The sequence below is a fragment of the Streptomyces sp. NPDC028907 genome, assembly GCF_055564995.1.
This window is the reverse complement of the sequence record NZ_JBVHVE010000008.1, coordinates 73,886-90,145: the sequence shown is the minus strand read 5'-3', so window position 1 is coordinate 90,145 and position 16,260 is coordinate 73,886. Positions and strand designations below refer to the sequence as shown.

Annotated in this window: 13 protein-coding genes; 4 read left to right on the top strand and 9 right to left on the bottom strand. The window is 72.5% G+C overall.

Going from position 1 to position 16,260, the window contains the following annotated elements; translation table 11 throughout:
• Positions 1-32 precede the first annotated feature (32 nt).
• Positions 33-1,643, top strand: coding sequence for a hypothetical protein (locus tag ACZ4UU_RS24860; protein ID WP_471905577.1), 1,611 nt, complete (start codon positions 33-35; stop codon positions 1,641-1,643).
• Positions 1,644-1,956: 313 nt separating this feature from the next.
• Here ACZ4UU_RS24860 and ACZ4UU_RS24855 read toward each other — a convergent pair whose 3' ends face one another.
• From ACZ4UU_RS24855 to ACZ4UU_RS24830, 6 genes are all read right to left on the bottom strand, one after another.
• Positions 1,957-4,731: a SpoIIE family protein phosphatase gene (locus tag ACZ4UU_RS24855; RefSeq protein ID WP_471905576.1), complete on the bottom strand. Its 2,775-nt coding sequence runs from the start codon at positions 4,729-4,731 to the stop codon at positions 1,957-1,959.
• Between the two features lie 262 nt (positions 4,732-4,993).
• Positions 4,994-5,395, bottom strand: coding sequence for an ATP-binding protein (locus ACZ4UU_RS24850; protein WP_471905575.1), 402 nt, complete (start codon positions 5,393-5,395; stop codon positions 4,994-4,996).
• 129 nt (positions 5,396-5,524) lie between these two features.
• Positions 5,525-5,923, bottom strand: coding sequence for an NUDIX domain-containing protein (locus ACZ4UU_RS24845; protein ID WP_471905574.1), 399 nt, complete (start codon positions 5,921-5,923; stop codon positions 5,525-5,527).
• Between the two features lie 100 nt (positions 5,924-6,023).
• Entirely contained in the window at positions 6,024-6,203 is a 180-nt protein-coding gene (locus ACZ4UU_RS24840; RefSeq protein WP_471905573.1) for an SPOR domain-containing protein, read from the bottom strand.
• 351 nt (positions 6,204-6,554) lie between these two features.
• Positions 6,555-7,307, bottom strand: a complete 753-nt coding sequence (locus tag ACZ4UU_RS24835; RefSeq protein ID WP_471905572.1) for a GntR family transcriptional regulator — start codon at positions 7,305-7,307, stop codon at positions 6,555-6,557.
• A 158-nt stretch (positions 7,308-7,465) separates the two neighbouring features.
• Complete coding sequence (locus ACZ4UU_RS24830) at positions 7,466-8,638, bottom strand: DUF4190 domain-containing protein (protein ID WP_471905571.1); 1,173 nt, start codon at positions 8,636-8,638, stop codon at positions 7,466-7,468.
• A gap of 93 nt (positions 8,639-8,731) precedes the next feature.
• Here ACZ4UU_RS24830 and ACZ4UU_RS24825 point away from each other — a divergent pair, with 93 nt between their 5' ends.
• A complete protein-coding gene (locus ACZ4UU_RS24825) occupies positions 8,732-9,952 on the top strand; it encodes a serpin family protein (protein ID WP_471905570.1) in 1,221 nt (406 codons plus the stop codon).
• A 7-nt stretch (positions 9,953-9,959) separates the two neighbouring features.
• Here ACZ4UU_RS24825 and ACZ4UU_RS24820 read toward each other — a convergent pair whose 3' ends face one another.
• Positions 9,960-11,537, bottom strand: coding sequence for a S8 family peptidase (locus ACZ4UU_RS24820; RefSeq protein WP_471905569.1), 1,578 nt, complete (start codon positions 11,535-11,537; stop codon positions 9,960-9,962).
• A 324-nt stretch (positions 11,538-11,861) separates the two neighbouring features.
• Between ACZ4UU_RS24820 and ACZ4UU_RS24815 the strand changes: the two genes are divergently transcribed.
• Complete coding sequence (locus ACZ4UU_RS24815) at positions 11,862-11,987, top strand: hypothetical protein (protein WP_471905568.1); 126 nt, start codon at positions 11,862-11,864, stop codon at positions 11,985-11,987.
• A 103-nt stretch (positions 11,988-12,090) separates the two neighbouring features.
• On the opposite strand, the gene ACZ4UU_RS24810 is transcribed toward ACZ4UU_RS24815, so the two are convergent.
• Positions 12,091-12,921, bottom strand: a complete 831-nt coding sequence (locus tag ACZ4UU_RS24810; RefSeq protein WP_471905567.1) for an oxidoreductase — start codon at positions 12,919-12,921, stop codon at positions 12,091-12,093.
• Positions 12,922-13,021: 100 nt separating this feature from the next.
• On the opposite strand from ACZ4UU_RS24810, the gene ACZ4UU_RS24805 reads away from it, so the two are divergent.
• Positions 13,022-13,927 carry a LysR family transcriptional regulator gene (locus tag ACZ4UU_RS24805; protein WP_471905566.1) on the top strand — a complete coding sequence of 302 codons (906 nt, stop codon included), beginning with the start codon at positions 13,022-13,024 and terminating at the stop codon, positions 13,925-13,927.
• Positions 13,928-13,946: 19 nt separating this feature from the next.
• Here the strand turns inward: ACZ4UU_RS24805 and ACZ4UU_RS24800 are convergent, their stop codons facing one another.
• Positions 13,947-16,151, bottom strand: coding sequence for a DEAD/DEAH box helicase (locus ACZ4UU_RS24800; RefSeq protein WP_471905565.1), 2,205 nt, complete (start codon positions 16,149-16,151; stop codon positions 13,947-13,949).
• Between the last annotated feature and the right edge of the window lie 109 nt (positions 16,152-16,260).

Here is a 16,260-nt window from a genome sequence, read left to right as displayed (position 1 = left end):
GGCGGGGCTTTCCACCTCATACGCTCCGAAATGTGACGTCATCCTTGATACGGGGCCGGCCGCGGCGGGGCAGCTCGCACATACGGGCGCGGGTGGTGCACGCGCTGGTGGGCGGGCTGGTCGGGGTGGCGTGGCTGGTGCTGCCCGCGATGACGCTGCTGGGCGGGGGTGCGGTCGCGGGCGGGGCGGATCGGCCTATGGCCGGTGCGGCGGCCCAGGGGGAGGGCGAGGGGACATCGGACTTCGATCTGGTGCTGCCGGTGCTGGCGGTCGTCACGGCGGCGGTGGTCGGCGGCTACGGGTTTCTGCGGCGCAGGCGGCGGGCACGGGGGCGTACGACACCCGGTGGAGCGCCGGTCGAGGTCGCCGAGCCACCCGCCGGTGAACTCGACGAGCGGGCCCGGGCGCTGCTGGTCGAGGCGGACGACTGGGTGCGGGTCAGCGCGGAGGAGCTCGGGTTCGTCGCGGAGAAGACCGCGGACGCCGAGCTCATCGAGCCCTTCGTCCGGGCACTGCGGGACGCCCGGGGCGAGTTGGCGGTCGCCTTCCGGATGCGGTGGCAGTACGAGGGCGGGGTGCCGGAGGAGGGCGCGGCGCGGCAGCATGCGCTCGCCGGCATCGTCGGTCGGTGCGAGGAGGCGGGACGGCTGCTGGACGCGCAGGCCGCCGCGTTCGATCAGGTACGGGGGTTGGAGGAGGGCCTGGGCGGCGGGCTGGGGCAGGCCCTGGTCGTCGCGGAGGGCCGGTTCCGGGAACTGACGGGACGTACCGGAGGTGCCGATGCGGTGCTGCGGGAGCTCGGCGAGCGGTACGCCCCCTCGGCCACCACCACCGTCGTGGGCCATGTCGAGCAGGCCAAGGACCGGCTCGTCTTCGCCACCACCCGCCTCAACCAGGCCCGCCAGTCCGCCGACTCGGGCGACCATACGCGGGCGGCGGCCCGGTTGCGTGCCGCCGAGGGCGCGATCAGCCAGGCCGCCGTCTTCATCGACGGCGTGGAACGTCTCGCCGACGTCCTCGCCAAGGCCTCGACGATGGTGTCGGCCGCGCTGACCGGCGGCGAGGCGGAGATCGCCGGCGCACGGGGTTCACCTCCCGGCGTCGGAGACCCGTCGTACTCGTCCATACCCCCCGGCGAGCTACGCGCCCGCCTCACCCACGCCGACCTCGCCCTGGCGGGCGTACGCGAGGAGCTGACCTCGGGACGGCCGTACGACCCCCTGGACCTGCTGCGCCGGATCGTACGGGCGGTCTCGCCCGTCGCCGCGGGGCGGGCCGGGGTGCTGCCGGCCGCCGCGCTGCTGTGCGCCCGCGCCGCGGTGGCCGGCGCGGACGACGTGGTCGCGACCCACCGGGCCGCGGTGGGCAGCGAGCCCCGCACCCACCTCGCCGAGGCCCGCCGCCTGCTCGCTTCCCCGGCCCCCCTCGCCGACCTCCTGTCCGCCGACGCCCTCGCCCAACAGGCCCAGGACGTCGCCGAACAGAACATCCGCCTCCACGGCCACCCCACGACCACCCCCACCGACACCACCCACGGCCTCACCGGAGCCCTCCTGGGCGGCATCCAGCCCACCACCGGCCCCCCGGCAAGCTACGGCGGCCCGCACACCCGGCACCGACGCGGAAGCACGCCAGACCCCTGAGCACGACAACCACACGGCCCCATGGGAGAAGCAGCCGTCCAACGGGCCGACGGACCGTGGCGGCGGAGCCTCCCCCCACGGCCTCCTGCCGGGCGAAACCAACGATCGAGCCCCCGCCGTCGGACCCCAACCGGAGCCACCCGCACCGGACGACGCAAGCCGGCCGACGGACCGGTGGCATCGCGGAGCGGGCCCCGACGACCTCTGTCGGGCGACGCCCACGGACGGGCCCCCACCCGCACCCGGCGACGAGAGCCGCACTGGCGGTGCGGGTGGGAAACGATCCGGCCGAAGGCGGAGCCGAGGCCGGGCGTCAGAAGAGGCTCAGCAACGCCTCCGCCGGGTCCGTCAACCCGTTCTCGCCGTCCGGCAGCGGGAGTTCGAACCACACCGTCTTGCCGCGCGGCGTCCGCCGCGAGCCCCACGCCGCGCTGAGCAGCCCGACCAGTTGCAGCCCTCGACCACCCTCGTCCGTGTCCCGGGCACGACGCCGACGCGGCTGGACCAACCCCGAGTCCCAGACCTCGCACACCAGCGTGCGGTCCAGCAGCAACCGCAGCCGGATCTCGCCCTCCCCGTACCGCAGCGCGTTCGTGACCAGTTCGCTGACCAACAGCTCAGTGGTGTCGACCAGCGGTTCCAGATCCCAGGACAGCAACTGCCCGCGGGCGTACTCCCGGGCCCGCCCCACACTGCGCGGCTCGCGCGGCAGCGTCCAGTCGCCGACCGACTCCGCGGGGAGCCCCTGGACACGTGCCATCAGCAACGCGATGTCGTCCTCGCCGTGATGACTGTCGAGGGTGTTGAGGACGTGATCGCAGACGTCCTCCAACGGCCGCGTGGGGTCGGTGAGCGCGCCCACGAAGGCCTGGAGGCCCTCGTCCAGGGGATGGTCGCGGGACTCGACCAGACCGTCCGTGTAGAGCGCCAGCAGCGCACCCTCCGGCAGCTCGACCTCCACCTCCTCGAACGGTTCCCCGCCCACCCCCAGTGGCATCCCGGGCGGCACGTCCAGCATCAGAGCCGCCTCGCCTGGTTCGACGAGGACCGGCGGGAGGTGACCGGCGTTGGCGAAGGTACAGCGGCGCGTGACGGAGTCGTAGACCGCGTACACGCAGGTCGCGAGGTACACCTCGGACAGGTCCGCCTCCCGCGGCCGGCGGGCCGCGCGGGTGGCCTGCTGGACACCTCCGGGGGCGCCGAGGCCGCGCGCGATCTCGTCCAGCGCCGAGAGGACCTCGGCCGGTTCGAGGTCCAGCAACGCCAGCGTTCGTACGGCCGAACGGAGTTCGCCCATCGCGACTGCCGCCCGCAGGCCCCGGCCCATGACGTCCCCGACGACCAACGCCGTACGGTGGCCGGGGAGTTCGATGACGTCGAACCAGTCGCCGCCCACCTCGCTGGGCCGGTCGGCGGAGGAGTTGCCCGGCAGATAGCGGCACGCGATGTCGAGGCCGGACGCGACCGGGTCCCCGGGCGGCAGCAGGGACCGTTGCAGTATGAGCGCCCGCTCGTGCTCACGCCGGTACAGGCGGGCGTTGTCGATGCACACCGCCGCCCGCGCCGCCAGCTCCACCGCGAGGTCGCGGTCCCGGTCGCCGAAGGGCTCGCTGCCCTTCGTCCGGGCGAACTGCGCCAGTCCTACGACGGTGTCGTGCGCGACCATCGGCACCGCGAGCGTGGACTGCACGAGGCCGCCCTCCTCGCCGGGCACGAACTGCGGCCGGGCGGTACGCAGGGCGTCCGCGCAGGGCGAGTTGAACGGGTAGTGGTGGACGGCGCCGACCGCGACGGGCACGCCGCCACCGACGAAGGGCGCGTCGGACACGGCGCTGGAGAAGGCGACCCGGCGCAGTTCCGCGCTGCCGTCGGCGAGGCCGGGCGGGGTCTCGTCGCCGGCCAGCAGGCCCTGGTAGAGGTCGACCGTGGCCAGGTCGCAGAAGCCGGGGACCACGACGTCGAGGAGTTCGCGGGCCGTGGTCTCCAGGTCGAGGGAGTTGCCTATACGGGCACCGGCCTCGTTCAGCAGGGCGAGATTGCGCCGGGCGGCGGCGGCCTCGCGGGCGGCGGCGCGGCGCGCGGTGATGTCGATTCCGAGCCAGGCGATGCCGATCGGGCGACCGCTGCCGCTGTGCACCCGGTAGAGGTTGACAGACCAGTGGCGGCGCTCGTCGGAGCCGGGCAGGAAGCCGGTGACGTGCATGTCGGTGATGGAGTCACCGCTGTCCAGGACACGGCGCAGGGTCGCCGCGACGCGGTCGGCCTCGGGGCGCGGCAGATAGTCGTGAACGCCCCGGCCGCGATGGTCGTCCGGGGAGCCGCCGAAGAGGGAGGCGAACCGGTGGTTGACGCGGCGCACCCGCAGGTCGAGGTCGATCAGCAGGAAGCCGAACGGAGATTGACCGAATATCGACTGCGAGGCGGCGAGGTCGGTCTCCATCCGACGGAGCGTGCGGACGTCGACGACGATGCAGACGGCGGCCTTCTCGCCCTCCTCGGTCCGCGTCGGCATGACGTACACCTCGGCGAGACCGTCCTGACCGCGCCGCCCGTCCACATCGTCCGGCGCCCGGAAGGGGACCACACCGGTCCACTCCCGCCCGTCCAGGATCTCGGCCATCTTGCGCTGCCCCTGCTCGCGCAGGTCGGGGTCGATGAACGCCTCGATGGGGTCCATGCCGACGGCCCGCTGGGCCGGGATGCCGAACAACTGCTCGGCGCGCAGGCTCCACTGGTCCACCAGGCCGTCGGGGCCGATGGAGAAGGACGCGACCTTGATGTAGTCGTAGATCGAGCCGGGTGGACTGCTCTGCCAGACGGGGTCGCCGGGGCGGGGCTCGTCGGAGGCGAAGCCGGAGTGGCGGGGAGCGAGGGATTCCTGTGCGTCCTGTGCGTCCTGCGCGTCCTGTGCGACGGCTCGCGAGTCCTGCGTGTCGTGAGAGGCGCGTGTGCCCCGGGAGGCGCCGTGGGAGGCCCGTGTGTCGTCGGAGGCCTGTGGGTCGTGGGCCCGCCGGCCCGCGGCCCTCGCCCTCGCCGCGCCGTCCGACGGGTCCTCGGACTCCGTGGCCTTCGCTGGTATCTCGCTCACGCGAACCGTCCCCTCCAGCTCACCGCGCCCGGCACCGGTCACCGGGGGCGGCTGCCCGCAGTATCCAGCACTACGGCCCCGCACAACACGGTGTTCACGATCACAGCACGTTCCCGATGGTTTTCGGTCCCGGCACCGGAAACACTTCCAGTCTTCTAACCAGCGGACACGCAGTCGAATCACGCGGTTCGACAACTGCCACTGGCCTGAACCAGTCGCTCGACAGGGTGGGGGTGGGCGTACACCGCCCACACCGCCGCGGTCACCCTGGGACCGCGAGTTCGAACCACACCGTCTTACCCGTGTTCCGGCCCGGCCGGGTGCCCCAACGACGCGAGGAGTGCGCCACGAGCTGGAGTCCGCGGCCGCTCTCGTCCTCGAGCTGGGGAGCGCGTTCGCGGGGCGGATCCGGGAGCGGGTCGGAGACCTCGACCAGAAGGACGCCGTCGAGGTCGGCGGGGCGTACCAGACGTACCCCGATGGGGCCCGTGGCGTGTCGCAGGGAGTTGGTCACCAGCTCGCTGACCAGCAGCGCCGTGAGGTCGGCGAGGCTGTCGAGCCCCCAGTCGCGCAGCCGCCCGCGCACGGCGGCACGGGCCGCGCGCACCGCGCCCGCCTCCGCGGGAAAGGTCCAGTCGGCGCAGTCGCCGCCGGTGTCGATCACGCCGATCACTTCCCAGGCCAGCGGGTTCGCTCATGTCCGGTTTCTCAGGGTTAGTGACCACATACCCGATATTCGGGGGGCGGTACCGCGCGCAAGGTATGCGAACGGGTAGGAATCCGGGAAATTTCCTCAGGAACGAAGCCGCCCCGCCACCTCCCGGACCGCCGGCACGTCCGGGTCCAGCCAGTCGACGTCCCAGAGTTCCCCGGCACCGAGCCAGCGCAGGGCGTCGTGGTCCTGGAGGGGCTCGGGGTCCCCGGAGCCGGGGAGGAGCCGGGTCGTCCACACCTGTAGGACGTAAGGGGGCTTCAGGGGCCACTCCCCCGGCAGGCGCTCGATCACCTCGGCGTCCACGCCGAGTTCCTCCCGCAGCTCCCGCACGAGCGCCACCTCGGGCGCCTCACCGGGCTCGACCTTGCCTCCGGGCAGCTCCCAGCGCCCGGCCAGTTCCTCGGGAGCGCTACGACGCGCCGCGAGCAGGCGGCCCCGCCGCACCAACGCGGCCCCGACCACGATCCGTTCCGTCATGCGCCAGAGCCTAGGCGCTCCGCTCGGGGCGCCGACTTCGGCTGCGGCGCGTCGCGGCTGGTCGCGCAGTTCCCCCCGCCCCTACAGGGTCGTGGCGGGGCTAGTCGCCGTTCTGAGCGAGCCGTTCGACCCAGTACAGCTGCTTGTGTCCGCGGCTGTCGAGGCTGTCTGCGATCTTCTGGGCCTCGGCGCGGGTCGCGTACCGGCCGACGCGGTAGCGATTGCCGTTGTCGTCCTGTCGAATCACGAGCCAAGGAAGAGTGATCGTGCTGTCGTTCATCGAGCCCCACCGCTCCTTCCCGCCCACAGCCGCCCGGATACCGCTCGCGGCCTGTGCCGTGCCCCGCCCGCTAAGGAAACCGCAATCCGCATATGCCCGAGCCTACGCCTAACCTTTACGCTGCGAATACGGCTTTTCACAAAGAGGTACGCAACCAGCCAAGTCGGAGGGGGCGCACGGCATCGAACGCGCCGTGCGCGGACGTCGATGCATCCGGTCACGGGCATGGCACACACGCCCGCGACGACCTGCGAAAACGGCTAGATTCAAACGGCGGGCGAAGGGGCGGGAGTTGAGGCCCTGCCGGAGGTAACTGCGGTGAAGGTGTGCGCTACTTCACGAACAAGTGCGCTACTTCACCGGGAGGTGGTACGCGACCCGGTAGCGGTCCGCCGGGATCACGACGTCCGCCGTCTCCACCGGACGCCCGGAGGCGTAGTAGGTGCGCTGGATGACCACGACCACATGACCGGGGACGCCGCCCAGCGTCAGCAGCTCCTCCGCGAGGCCGGGGCGGGCGCCCACCTCCTCGGTGACGTTGTCCACGACGATGTCGATGGCCGCCATGCGCTCGACGACACCCATGCCGCCGAGCGGGCCCTCCTCGGGCAGCATCACGGGCGTACGGCCGGTGACGGCGAGCGGCTCCCAGGAGGTGGAGAGCATCATCGCCTCACCGGCGTCCCGGAAGAGGTACTTGGTGCACATGACGCGGTCGCCGGGCCGGATGCCGAGCCGCTCGGCGACGGCGACGCTCGCCTCGACCTGCCTGCTGCTGGACTCCCAGGTGCCGCGCGTCTCGCCGTCGGCCTGCTCCTGGCGGAAGGGGGTGGCCCCGCTCGGCGGGCGGAAGCCGGAGCGGGAGATACGGCGGGGCACCGGGCGCTCACGGACGTACGTCCCGGAGCCGGAGCGGCCTTCGACCAGCCCCTCGGCCATCAACACCTTGCGGGCCTCGAGGGCGACGGTGTCCGAGACGCCGTACTCCTCGCGGATGCGGGCCTGGGACGGGAGGCGGGTGTGCGGTGGCAGCGAACCGTCGACGATCTTCTTGCGGAGATCACCCGCGACGCGCAGATACGCCGGCTGCTCACCGAAAGTCACTGGCCGCTCCCATCAGCTTGTACAGACAGCAACAGCGTGGCAACCGTGGGTTGTCCCGTGCAAGCAAAGGCCAGAGAATCACTCGATGTGATGACTTGTGTCCGCAGAGGGCTTTACGCAGGCACTTTCTCCCCGCTATAGCCGCGTTCACACCTGGCTCACACGGCCAGGCCGTCCCCGCTCCCGCTGTCGTCGCCGCTGCCGAAATCGTCCTCGTAGGTCGGCACCGTGGTGTCCAGGCCCAGAGCCTTGCGCGCGGTGACGGTGGTGGGGCCGTCGACGTACTCGTACCCGTTCTCGTAGTGCGTGTAGTACGTGTCCGCGTCCTTCGTCGCGGCCGCCCGCGACCACTCCTTGCGGGCGGCCTCCATCTCCTCGACCAGATCCGCCACCGGCTCCTTGGCATCGGCCGGCCAGTCGTGCCCGCGCAGCGCCTCGATCTGCTCGCCGAGCACGGTGTGGACGTCCTTCGCCCAGGCCTGGTTGGCCGCCAGGTCCTCCTCGGGGTATTCCTCCGGTTCCTCGTACAGGACCGTGTCGATGGCGTTGGTCGCGGTGAGGAGCGCGGTCTGGTCGGCGTCGAGCGTCGTGGGGTCGGAGCGCAGCGAGCCGGTCAGCCTGACGTCGTCGGCCGTGCTGCCGAACATGCAGGTGATCTCCCGGTCGCCGACGCGCCAGCTCTGCCGGGACGGGACGAGGTAGTAGACGTCCACGTCGTCCGGTACGGCCCAGGTGTCCATGGCGTAGCCGTCCTGGAGCGCGTAGCACTTGTCGTCCGCGGTCCGCTCGATCTCGCCGTCGCCCGGGAAGGCGCCGCCCGGGAGCGTGACCACGGCGAACACCTCGGCGTCGTGCTCGCCGGCGCAGGGCACCTCGTCTACGTCGTAGGCGTCGCCCTCCAGGTCGCCGGTCGGCGTGTCGAAGCAGTCGCCCTTGGCGAGCGCGTAGGCGGTGCCCTCGCCGTTCGCGGCGCCCCTGAAGCCGTCCCAGAAGTCCGAGACGGACCCCGTGGACAGCACCAGCGCCCACAGCGCGAGCCCGACCGAGGACAGCACGGAACCGGCCACCGCCATCCCCTTGCCGTGCTCGCCCCGCTTCTTGATCTGCGCCAGCGCGATCAGCCCCAGCACCAGTCCGACGGCCGGCACGAAGCAGAGGATGCCGAGCACGAGGGAGCTGATCGCCAGGCCGTTGACAGGGACGGGACGGCCGTAGGGACCGTAGGGGCCATAGGGCTGGTACGGGTGCGGGTACGCCGACGGCGGCGGGTACTGGCCCTGCCCGTACGGCCCTTGGGGCTGCTCCGGGCCGGGAGGCGGAGGTATGGACACGAGTACCGTGCTCCTGGTTCGGACGGCGGTGCCGAGGAGTGGGAACGGGCGTACGACTTGGCGAATGGTAAGCGGGGGACGAGGGGGGATGTCATGCGGGTTACGAATACGACGATCCGGACGGTCAACGCGTTGACCGTCCGGTGGGCGGGGGCGGTGCGGGACTCGGGAGGCGGTGCGGGCGGCACGGTCCTCTCGGCGGCGGGCGTGTGGCCGCTGCTCGCGTTTCTGGCGGACGGGGCCGGGGGCGCGGCGCGGGCGGAGCTGGCCGACGGGGTGGGATTGCCGGCGGACGAGGCGGCGGGCGCGGCGCGGGAGTTGCTCGGGGCGATGGGGGCGATGCGCGGGCTGGACTCGGCGCTCGGGCTGTGGACCAGGCGGACGCTGGAGCTGCGGGAGCGCTGGGAGGCGGGGCTGCCCGCGGAGGCACACGGGGTGCTGACGGGGGACGCGGCGGCGGACAAGGCGGCGTTGGACGCCTGGGCGGCCAAGCGGACGGGTGGGCTGATCGAGTCGATGCCCGTCCTGCTCGACGAGGACACCGAGATGGTGCTGGCCGCCGCTCTGGCGTTGCGGACCGCGTGGCTGCGGCCGTTCCGGGAGTCGTGCTGGATGCCGGAGGCCGGGCCGTGGTCCGGGCGGGAACTGCTGGGGCTGTGGCGCGAGAGCACGTTGCTGGACCGGATCGGCGTTGCGGACACCCCGCAGGGCCATGTCACCCGGCTGACGGTGCTCGGCAACGGTGCGATCGACGTTCATCTGCTGCTGGGCGAGGAGGGGATGACGCCGGGGCAGGTGGTGGCGGCGGGGGTGGGCATCCTGGAGCGTCGGCATCCCGTCGTGCCGGGGCACCGGCTCCCCTACGGCGACGTGGGCCCCGGGCTGTGCGTCGTGAAGGAGCGCGCCACGACGCCCGAGCCTCCGACGCTGGAGGTCCGGACCGTGGCCTACGCCGTGCGCGCGGACCATGATCTCCTCGATCACCACGAGGTGTTCGGACTCACGGCAGCGTCGCGGGAGCAGGGCGGCCCCGGCAGCTTTCCCGGCATCAGCGACTTTCCCCTGTACGTCGGATCGGCCCGGCAGTTGGCCGTGGCGAGGTTCGGTGCCCGGGGCTTCGAGGCGGCTGCGGTGACGGCCTTCGGCATGGCCGGGGCGGGGGTGCCGAAGCCCCGCTGGGTGACCACCACGGTCAAGGCCGCCTTCGACCGTCCCTTCGGATTCCTCGCCGTGCACCGGCACACACGGCTCGTCCTCGCGGCCGGCTGGGTCACGGACCCGGAGCCGTTCCGCGAGGACGAGGAGGACTACTGACGGCGGGCTAGAACTGGAGCGCCCAGGCGTCGATCCGTCCGGTGTCCCAGTTCGCGTTGTCGCTGACGCGCAGCTTCCACGTGCCGTTGGCGGCCTCCGCGGAGGCGTTCACCGAGTACGTGGTGTTGATGTTGTCCGAACTGCCGCCCGTGCCGTACGACTTCAGTGTGTACGCGGTGCCGTCGGGGGCGATCAGCTGGACCTGGAGGTCGCCGATGTACGTGTGCACGATGTGGACCTCGACGGCCAGGGAGGAGGGCGCGTTGCCGGTGACGCCGGAGACCGTCACCGGGGACTCGACCGTGGCGTTGTCGCTGATCGTGTAGTCACCGGTGTTCTCGAAGCGTGGGCCCGGAGGGGTCGTCGTACCGCCGCCCACGTACAGGAGCCGGTTGGGCGAGCCCGTGCCGGGGCTGGTGACGACGCCGGTCGTGGCGGCGGACGTCAGGGCCGAGGAGACCTGGGCCGGGGTGGCCGAGGGGTTGTCGGCCAGGTAGAGCGCGGCCGCGCCCGCCACGTGCGGGCTCGCCATCGACGTACCGGAGATGGTGTTGGTCGCCGAGTCGCCGGAGTTCCAGGCCGAGGTGATGGACGAGCCCGGGGCGAACAGGTCGAGCACCGAGCCGTAGTTGGAGTAGCTCGCCTTGGCGTCCGAGCTCGTGGTCGCGCCGACCGTGATGGCCTCGGTGACGCGTGCGGGGGACTTGGTGGAGGCGTTCGTCGACTCGTTGCCCGCAGCCACCGCGAAGGTGATGCCGGAGGCGATGGCGTTGCGTACGGCCGTGTCGAGGGCGGAGTCGGCGCCGCCGCCGAGGGACATGTTGGCGACGGCCGGCTTGACGGCGTTCTGGGCGACCCAGTCGATGCCGGCGACGACCTGGTCGGTGGTGCCCTGCCCGGAGTTGTTCAGCACCCGGACGCCGACGATCTTCGCCTTCTTGGCGACGCCGTACGACGTCCCGGCGACCGTGCCGGCCACGTGCGTGCCGTGGCCGTGGCCGTCCTGGGCGGTGTTGTCGTTGTCGATGGCGTCGTAGCCGTAGGAGGCACGGCCGCCGAAGTCGCTGTGGGTGATGCGGACGCCGGTGTCGATGACGTACGCCGTCACGCCCTGCCCGGCCGAGTCCGGGTAGGTGTATGACCTGTTCAGCGGCAGGTTCTTCTGGTCGATGCGGTCCAGGCCCCAGGAGGGCGGGTTGGTCTGGGTCGCGTCGATGCTGAACGTGCGGTTCTGGACGACGGAGGCGACGGCCGGGTCGGCGGCGAGGCGCTTGGCCTCGGCCTCGGAGGCCTCGATCGCGTAGCCGTTGAGGGCCTTCCGGTACGTCCGCTCGATGCCGGCGCCGTACTTCTCGACCAGGGCGCGCCCGGCCTGGGAACCCGAACGGGCCTGGTCGGCCTTGAGGTTCACGATGTAGCTGCCGGCGACGGCGTTGGCGGCGCCCGCGTACTGGATGCGGCCCTCGGGTGCGGCCGCGGCGGGGAGAGCGGAGACGAGGCCCGCGGTGAGGGCCGCGGTGGCCGCCACGCTGAGCGCGGACAGTCTTCGCCGGGTGTCTCTTCGGGAGTTACGCATCACTGCCATCTGAGGGGTCCTCCTCGATCGGTGGTGCGTTGGTGGGGGCAACTCCGAAGTGGACAGGGGCATGTCAATTTCCTGTGCCACTCCTGTGCGTCAGCCGAAAGATTGAGGCCTCCACAGGAATTGCACAAGGGTCGTGCACGGCGAACTCCGCCCGCCCGGCCTGGGTTTCACGGCCCCGCGCCCCGTCGGCCGACCGGTGCGGCGACCGGGTGACCGATTACTTTCCGTGAACCTTCGACATGCAGGCTGTGCGGGTTTACGCAAGCCTGGGGGCATTCCGCCAGGACGACGTGTCCTCGCGGACCCCCCAGGAAGGACGTTCACATGCGCTACGCAGCTGCCCTTTTCATCGCCGCCATACTCGCGGCTGTCGCCGCCCCCGCCGCTTCGGCCGCCCCCGCCGCACCCATGCCGTGCGACATCCACACCCTCAGCAAGCTCTGCTGGTAATCGCTTCCTGAGCGAGGACAGGCCGTGGACCTGGCGTCGCGGCCTGTCCCCGTTCGCGCGGAACGTTCTCGCGCAAACATTCTCGCGCGACGGCAGGACGGTGTCAGTCGTCGAACCCCGTCGCCCTCGTCGACTTCTCCCACGCTCCGATGTCCTCGCGCACCTGGTCCAGATGGCCGAGTACGGCCGTGACCCCGTCGTCGCCCAGGGGCAGCCGCAGGGGGGTCCGTTCGGCCTCCAGAGCGGCCCGGATCAGGGCCGCCGCCTTCGCCGGGTCGCCGGGCTGGGTGCCGTCACCCGCGGAGACGGACTCGCGGGTCCGCGCCACCTTGGCGTACAGGCCGCTGTCCGTGCTGGTTCCCGCCCGCCCGGTCTCGAACAGTGCCGTGCGGAAGGAACCCGGCTCGACGATCAGCACCTTGATGCCGTACTCGGCGACCTCGTCGGCGAGCCCCTCGGACAGGCCCTCCAGGGCGAACTTCGTGCCGCTGTACGCCGAGAAGCCCGCGAAGGACATCTGCCCGCCCATGCTGCTCATCTGCACGATCGCCCCGGAGCGGCGTTCGCGCATGTGCGGCAGCACAGCCCGGGTCAGGGCGGCAGGCCCGAAGACATGCACGTCGAACAGCTCGCGCAGTTCCCGCTCCGTCGTCTCCTCGAAGGCGCCGACGTGGGTGCGGCCCGCGTTGTTGACCAGGACGTCGATCCGTCCGTGCCGCGCGACGACGTCGTGTACGGCCGCTTCCGCCGCGCCCGTCTGCGTGACGTCCAGCCGCAGCGCCTCCACCTGGTCGGGGTGCGCGGCCACCAGGTCGTCCAGGCCCTCGGGCCGGCGGGCCGCGCCGACCACCACGTCACCCTCCGCTAGCGCCGCCTCCGCGAGCGCCCGGCCGAAACCGCTGGTCGCGCCGGTGATCAGCCACACCTTGTTCATGACAGCTCCTAGTCGTCGCATCGGCCTCGCATCGGCCCACTGCCCAGCGTGCGGCGGGCCGGGGTCGCCCGTCCAAGACCCACGCTGATAACCGATGGTTATGACCATGGACGTTCATGTGCGCGACCTGCGCTACTTCGTGGCGGTGGCCGAGGAACTGCACTTCACCCGGGCGGCCGAGCGGTTGTACGTCTCGCAGCCCGCGCTCAGCAAGCAGGTACGGGCGCTGGAGCGGCAGTTGGGCGTCGAGCTGTTCCGGCGCGGTCCGCAGGGCGTACGGCTGACCGAGGCCGGAACCGCGCTGCTGCCGTATGCGCGGCAGGTGCTGGACGCCTGGTCGGCGGGGTCCGGGGCGCTGGCGGCCGCCCGCGCGGCGGCGCGCGGCACGCTGGTGGTCGGGATGAGCACCAGTCCGGGGCGCGGCGGCCTGCTCCCGGCGATCCGCTCCCGCTTCACCGCCGCACACCCGGACACCGCCCTGCGGCTGCGCCAGATGAGCTGGGAGGACCCCACGGCGGGCCTGGCGGACGGCACCGCCGACGTCGCCTTCGTCTGGCTACCCCTGCCCGACGCCGGCCGCTACGCCTGGACGGTGCTCGCGGAGGAGCCCCGCCTGGTCGCCCTCCCGGAGTCCCACCCGCTCGCCACCCGCGCCGAGATCGACTTCACGGACCTGGTGGACGAGCCGTTCCTCGCGCTGCCGTCGAGCGCCGGCCCGTTGCGCGACCACTGGCTCGCCCTGGAGGAGCGGGGCGGCCGGACGCCGCGTGTCGGCGCGGAGATCGCCGGCACCGAGGAGACGTACGAGGCCCTGGTCGCGGGCCTCGGCATCTGCCTGGTCGCGACGGGCAACGCCCCGCTGATCACCCTGGGCGGGGTCGTGACCCGTCCGGTCCGCGGGCTCTCGCCGAGCCGTTACGCGCTGGCCTGGCGCCGTGCGGACGCCCACCGTCCCCTCGTACGGGCTTACGCGCAGGCCTGCCGGCGGGCGACCGGGCGGCCGTGATCCCCGTACGGGGCCGCGCTCACGCCTGTTCCGCCGCGGGCTCGGCGGTGGTCTCGCCCAGCCGGGCCTGCTCCTCCTCGACGATGCGGCGGGCCAGGGCGAGGTCGGAGATGTCGACGGCGTCCGGTGTCGACTCGGCGACCGCGCTGCGCCGGGCGTACGCGTCGAACAGGCGGGACTTGTTCTCCAGCAGTCGCACGAGCCGCTCGTCCACCCCGCCGGTGCAGAGCAGGCGGTGCACCTGGACCGAGCGGACCTGGCCCATGCGGTGGGCGCGGGCGACGGCCTGGTGTTCGACGGTCGGCTTGAGCTGGGGCTCGCAGAGGATCACTACGGAGGCGGCCTGCATGTTGAGGCCCACTCCCCCGGCCTCGATCTGCGCGAGAAGGACCGCGTGGCCGGGCGCGGCGGCGAAGTCGTCGACGAGCCGCTGCCGACGGGCGGGCGGCACGCTGCCGGAGATCGGCCCGAAGACGCGCCCGTGCGCCGGACGCGCACCCGCCGCCCCTCCTGAAGCGTCCGCCAGTGCGTCCCGCACCACCCCCAGCACGTCCCGGAAACCGGAGAACACCACGACCTTCAGCCCGTTCTCGGCGGCCTCCCCGGCTATCTCGCGCAGCCGGTCCAGCTTCGCCGACCGCTCGGGACGGGCGTACGCCGCCCTGCGCATCGCCATGAAGTTGCCCGCGCGGACGGCCTCGCGGTAGGCCTCCTCGTCCGCCGCGCTGGGCTCCTCCCACTCGTCCGTGTGCTGGAGGGCGGGGAGTTCGGTGAGGACGTCCTGCTGGTTGCGGCGCAGGTAGACCGGCGCGACCGCCTTGCGGAACGCCTTCGAGCCGGCCACCGAGTCGCGGTCGTCGACGGTCTCGGCCAGGTCGGGCCGCAGGATCCGCACCAGGCTGCGGAACTCCTCCACGCGGTTCTCCATGGGCGTACCGGTCAGGAACAGCACCCGGTCGCAGTGCTCGGCCCATGCGGAGACGGTCCTGGAGCGGAGGGTGTCGGGGTTCTTCACGTAGTGCGCCTCGTCGACGACGAGCATGCCCAGCTCGCCCCCGCCCGGCGCCGGGAAGCCGCGCAGTGCGTCGAAGGTGGTGACCGCGACCCCGCCGCGGTCCTTCCAGTCGGCGAACGCCTCCTGCCGGTCGGGGCCGTGCAGCGGTGCCACGCGCAGCGTGCTGCGCTTCTCGACCTCCCGGGTCCAGTTGATCAGCACGCTGGCCGGGCTGACGACCAGGAAGTGGCTCTGTCCGGCGGCGGCGAGATGCGCGAGGGCCGCGATGGCCTGGATCGTCTTGCCGAGCCCCATCTCGTCGCCGAGGATCGTGCGGCGCTGGGCGAGGGCGAAGCGGGTGCCGAAGGCCTGGTAGCCGCGCAGGGAGACCCGGCGGTGCGTGTCGTCGAGCGTCTGGGTCCGGACCCGCTCGGCCACCTCGTCCGGCAGGAATCCCTCGGCCGCGGCGGGGTCGGGGGCGCGGCCGGAGACCTCGGCGAGCAGGCCGTAGTACTCGGCGGAGCGCAGCTCGAAGTCGACCAGGGCGGCCGGTTCGGACTCCGGGCGGCGCAGCAGGTCGACACAGGCCTGCGCGAGCAGTTCGGGTACGCCGTCCTGGTCGGCCTGTTCGGTCAGGGCGCGGATCTCGGCGGCGGCCGCGAGCGCGCGTTCCCGTCTGGCCTGCCCGGCGAACAGCATGCGCAGCCGTCCCGCCAGCGGCGCCGCCTCGTCCAGCAGCGGGCCGAGGCGGCGGGTCAGTACCCCGGCCGCGTCGACGGCCCGGCGTGCCTCGGGACCCGCCTCCACCAGGACGCCGAGCGCCATGACCAGGGCGGTGGTCCGCGGGTCGGGCCGGTCCACGTCGATGTGTACGGCGACGGTGTCCCGTACGGCGTCGGCGATCCGCCGGGCCGCCGCCACCGTCTGGTCGGCGGTCTGCTGTCCGACGCCGGGCAGTTGACGCAGCCGGTAGGGCCCGGCGTCGAGGACCTGCCCGACCGTCCGGAACCCGCCCTTCTCCACCTCGCCGAGCCGCAGCCTGCCCTCGGTGACGTCCTTGAGCCGGGCCACCGGGATGACGTCCAGCTCGCGCCTTGCCAGGTCGTCGTGGATCGGCGCCAGGGCCTCCCGTACGGCTTCCACGGCGCGCGCGTGGTCGCCGGCCAACGCCTGTGCCGCCTCGTACAGCCGCCCGCCCCGGGCCACCGTCTCCCGTTCGCTCCGCCCCATCGCTCCCCCGCCCCTTCCCGCCCCTCCCGTCGCGTCCTCGCATCCTGCCATCCAGGTGCGGGCAGGTCCGAGGGCCGGTCCGCGGCCCGTTGTCAGTGGGCCCCGTTAC

Bases quoted from the DNA above. Each gene is read 5' to 3' on its own strand.
- ACZ4UU_RS24845 (WP_471905574.1), bottom strand. From the start codon at position 5,923: ATGACGGAACGGATCGTGGTCGGGGCCGCGTTGGTGCGGCGGGGCCGC.
- ACZ4UU_RS24800 (WP_471905565.1), bottom strand. From the start codon at position 16,151: ATGGGGCGGAGCGAACGGGAGACGGTGGCCCGGGGCGGGCGGCTGTAC.
- ACZ4UU_RS24840 (WP_471905573.1), bottom strand. From the start codon at position 6,203: ATGAACGACAGCACGATCACTCTTCCTTGGCTCGTGATTCGACAGGAC.
- ACZ4UU_RS24810 (WP_471905567.1), bottom strand. From the start codon at position 12,921: ATGAACAAGGTGTGGCTGATCACCGGCGCGACCAGCGGTTTCGGCCGG.
- ACZ4UU_RS24825 (WP_471905570.1), top strand. From the start codon at position 8,732: ATGCGGGTTACGAATACGACGATCCGGACGGTCAACGCGTTGACCGTC.
- ACZ4UU_RS24820 (WP_471905569.1), bottom strand. From the start codon at position 11,537: ATGGCAGTGATGCGTAACTCCCGAAGAGACACCCGGCGAAGACTGTCC.
- ACZ4UU_RS24805 (WP_471905566.1), top strand. From the start codon at position 13,022: ATGACCATGGACGTTCATGTGCGCGACCTGCGCTACTTCGTGGCGGTG.
- ACZ4UU_RS24815 (WP_471905568.1), top strand. From the start codon at position 11,862: ATGCGCTACGCAGCTGCCCTTTTCATCGCCGCCATACTCGCGGCTGTC.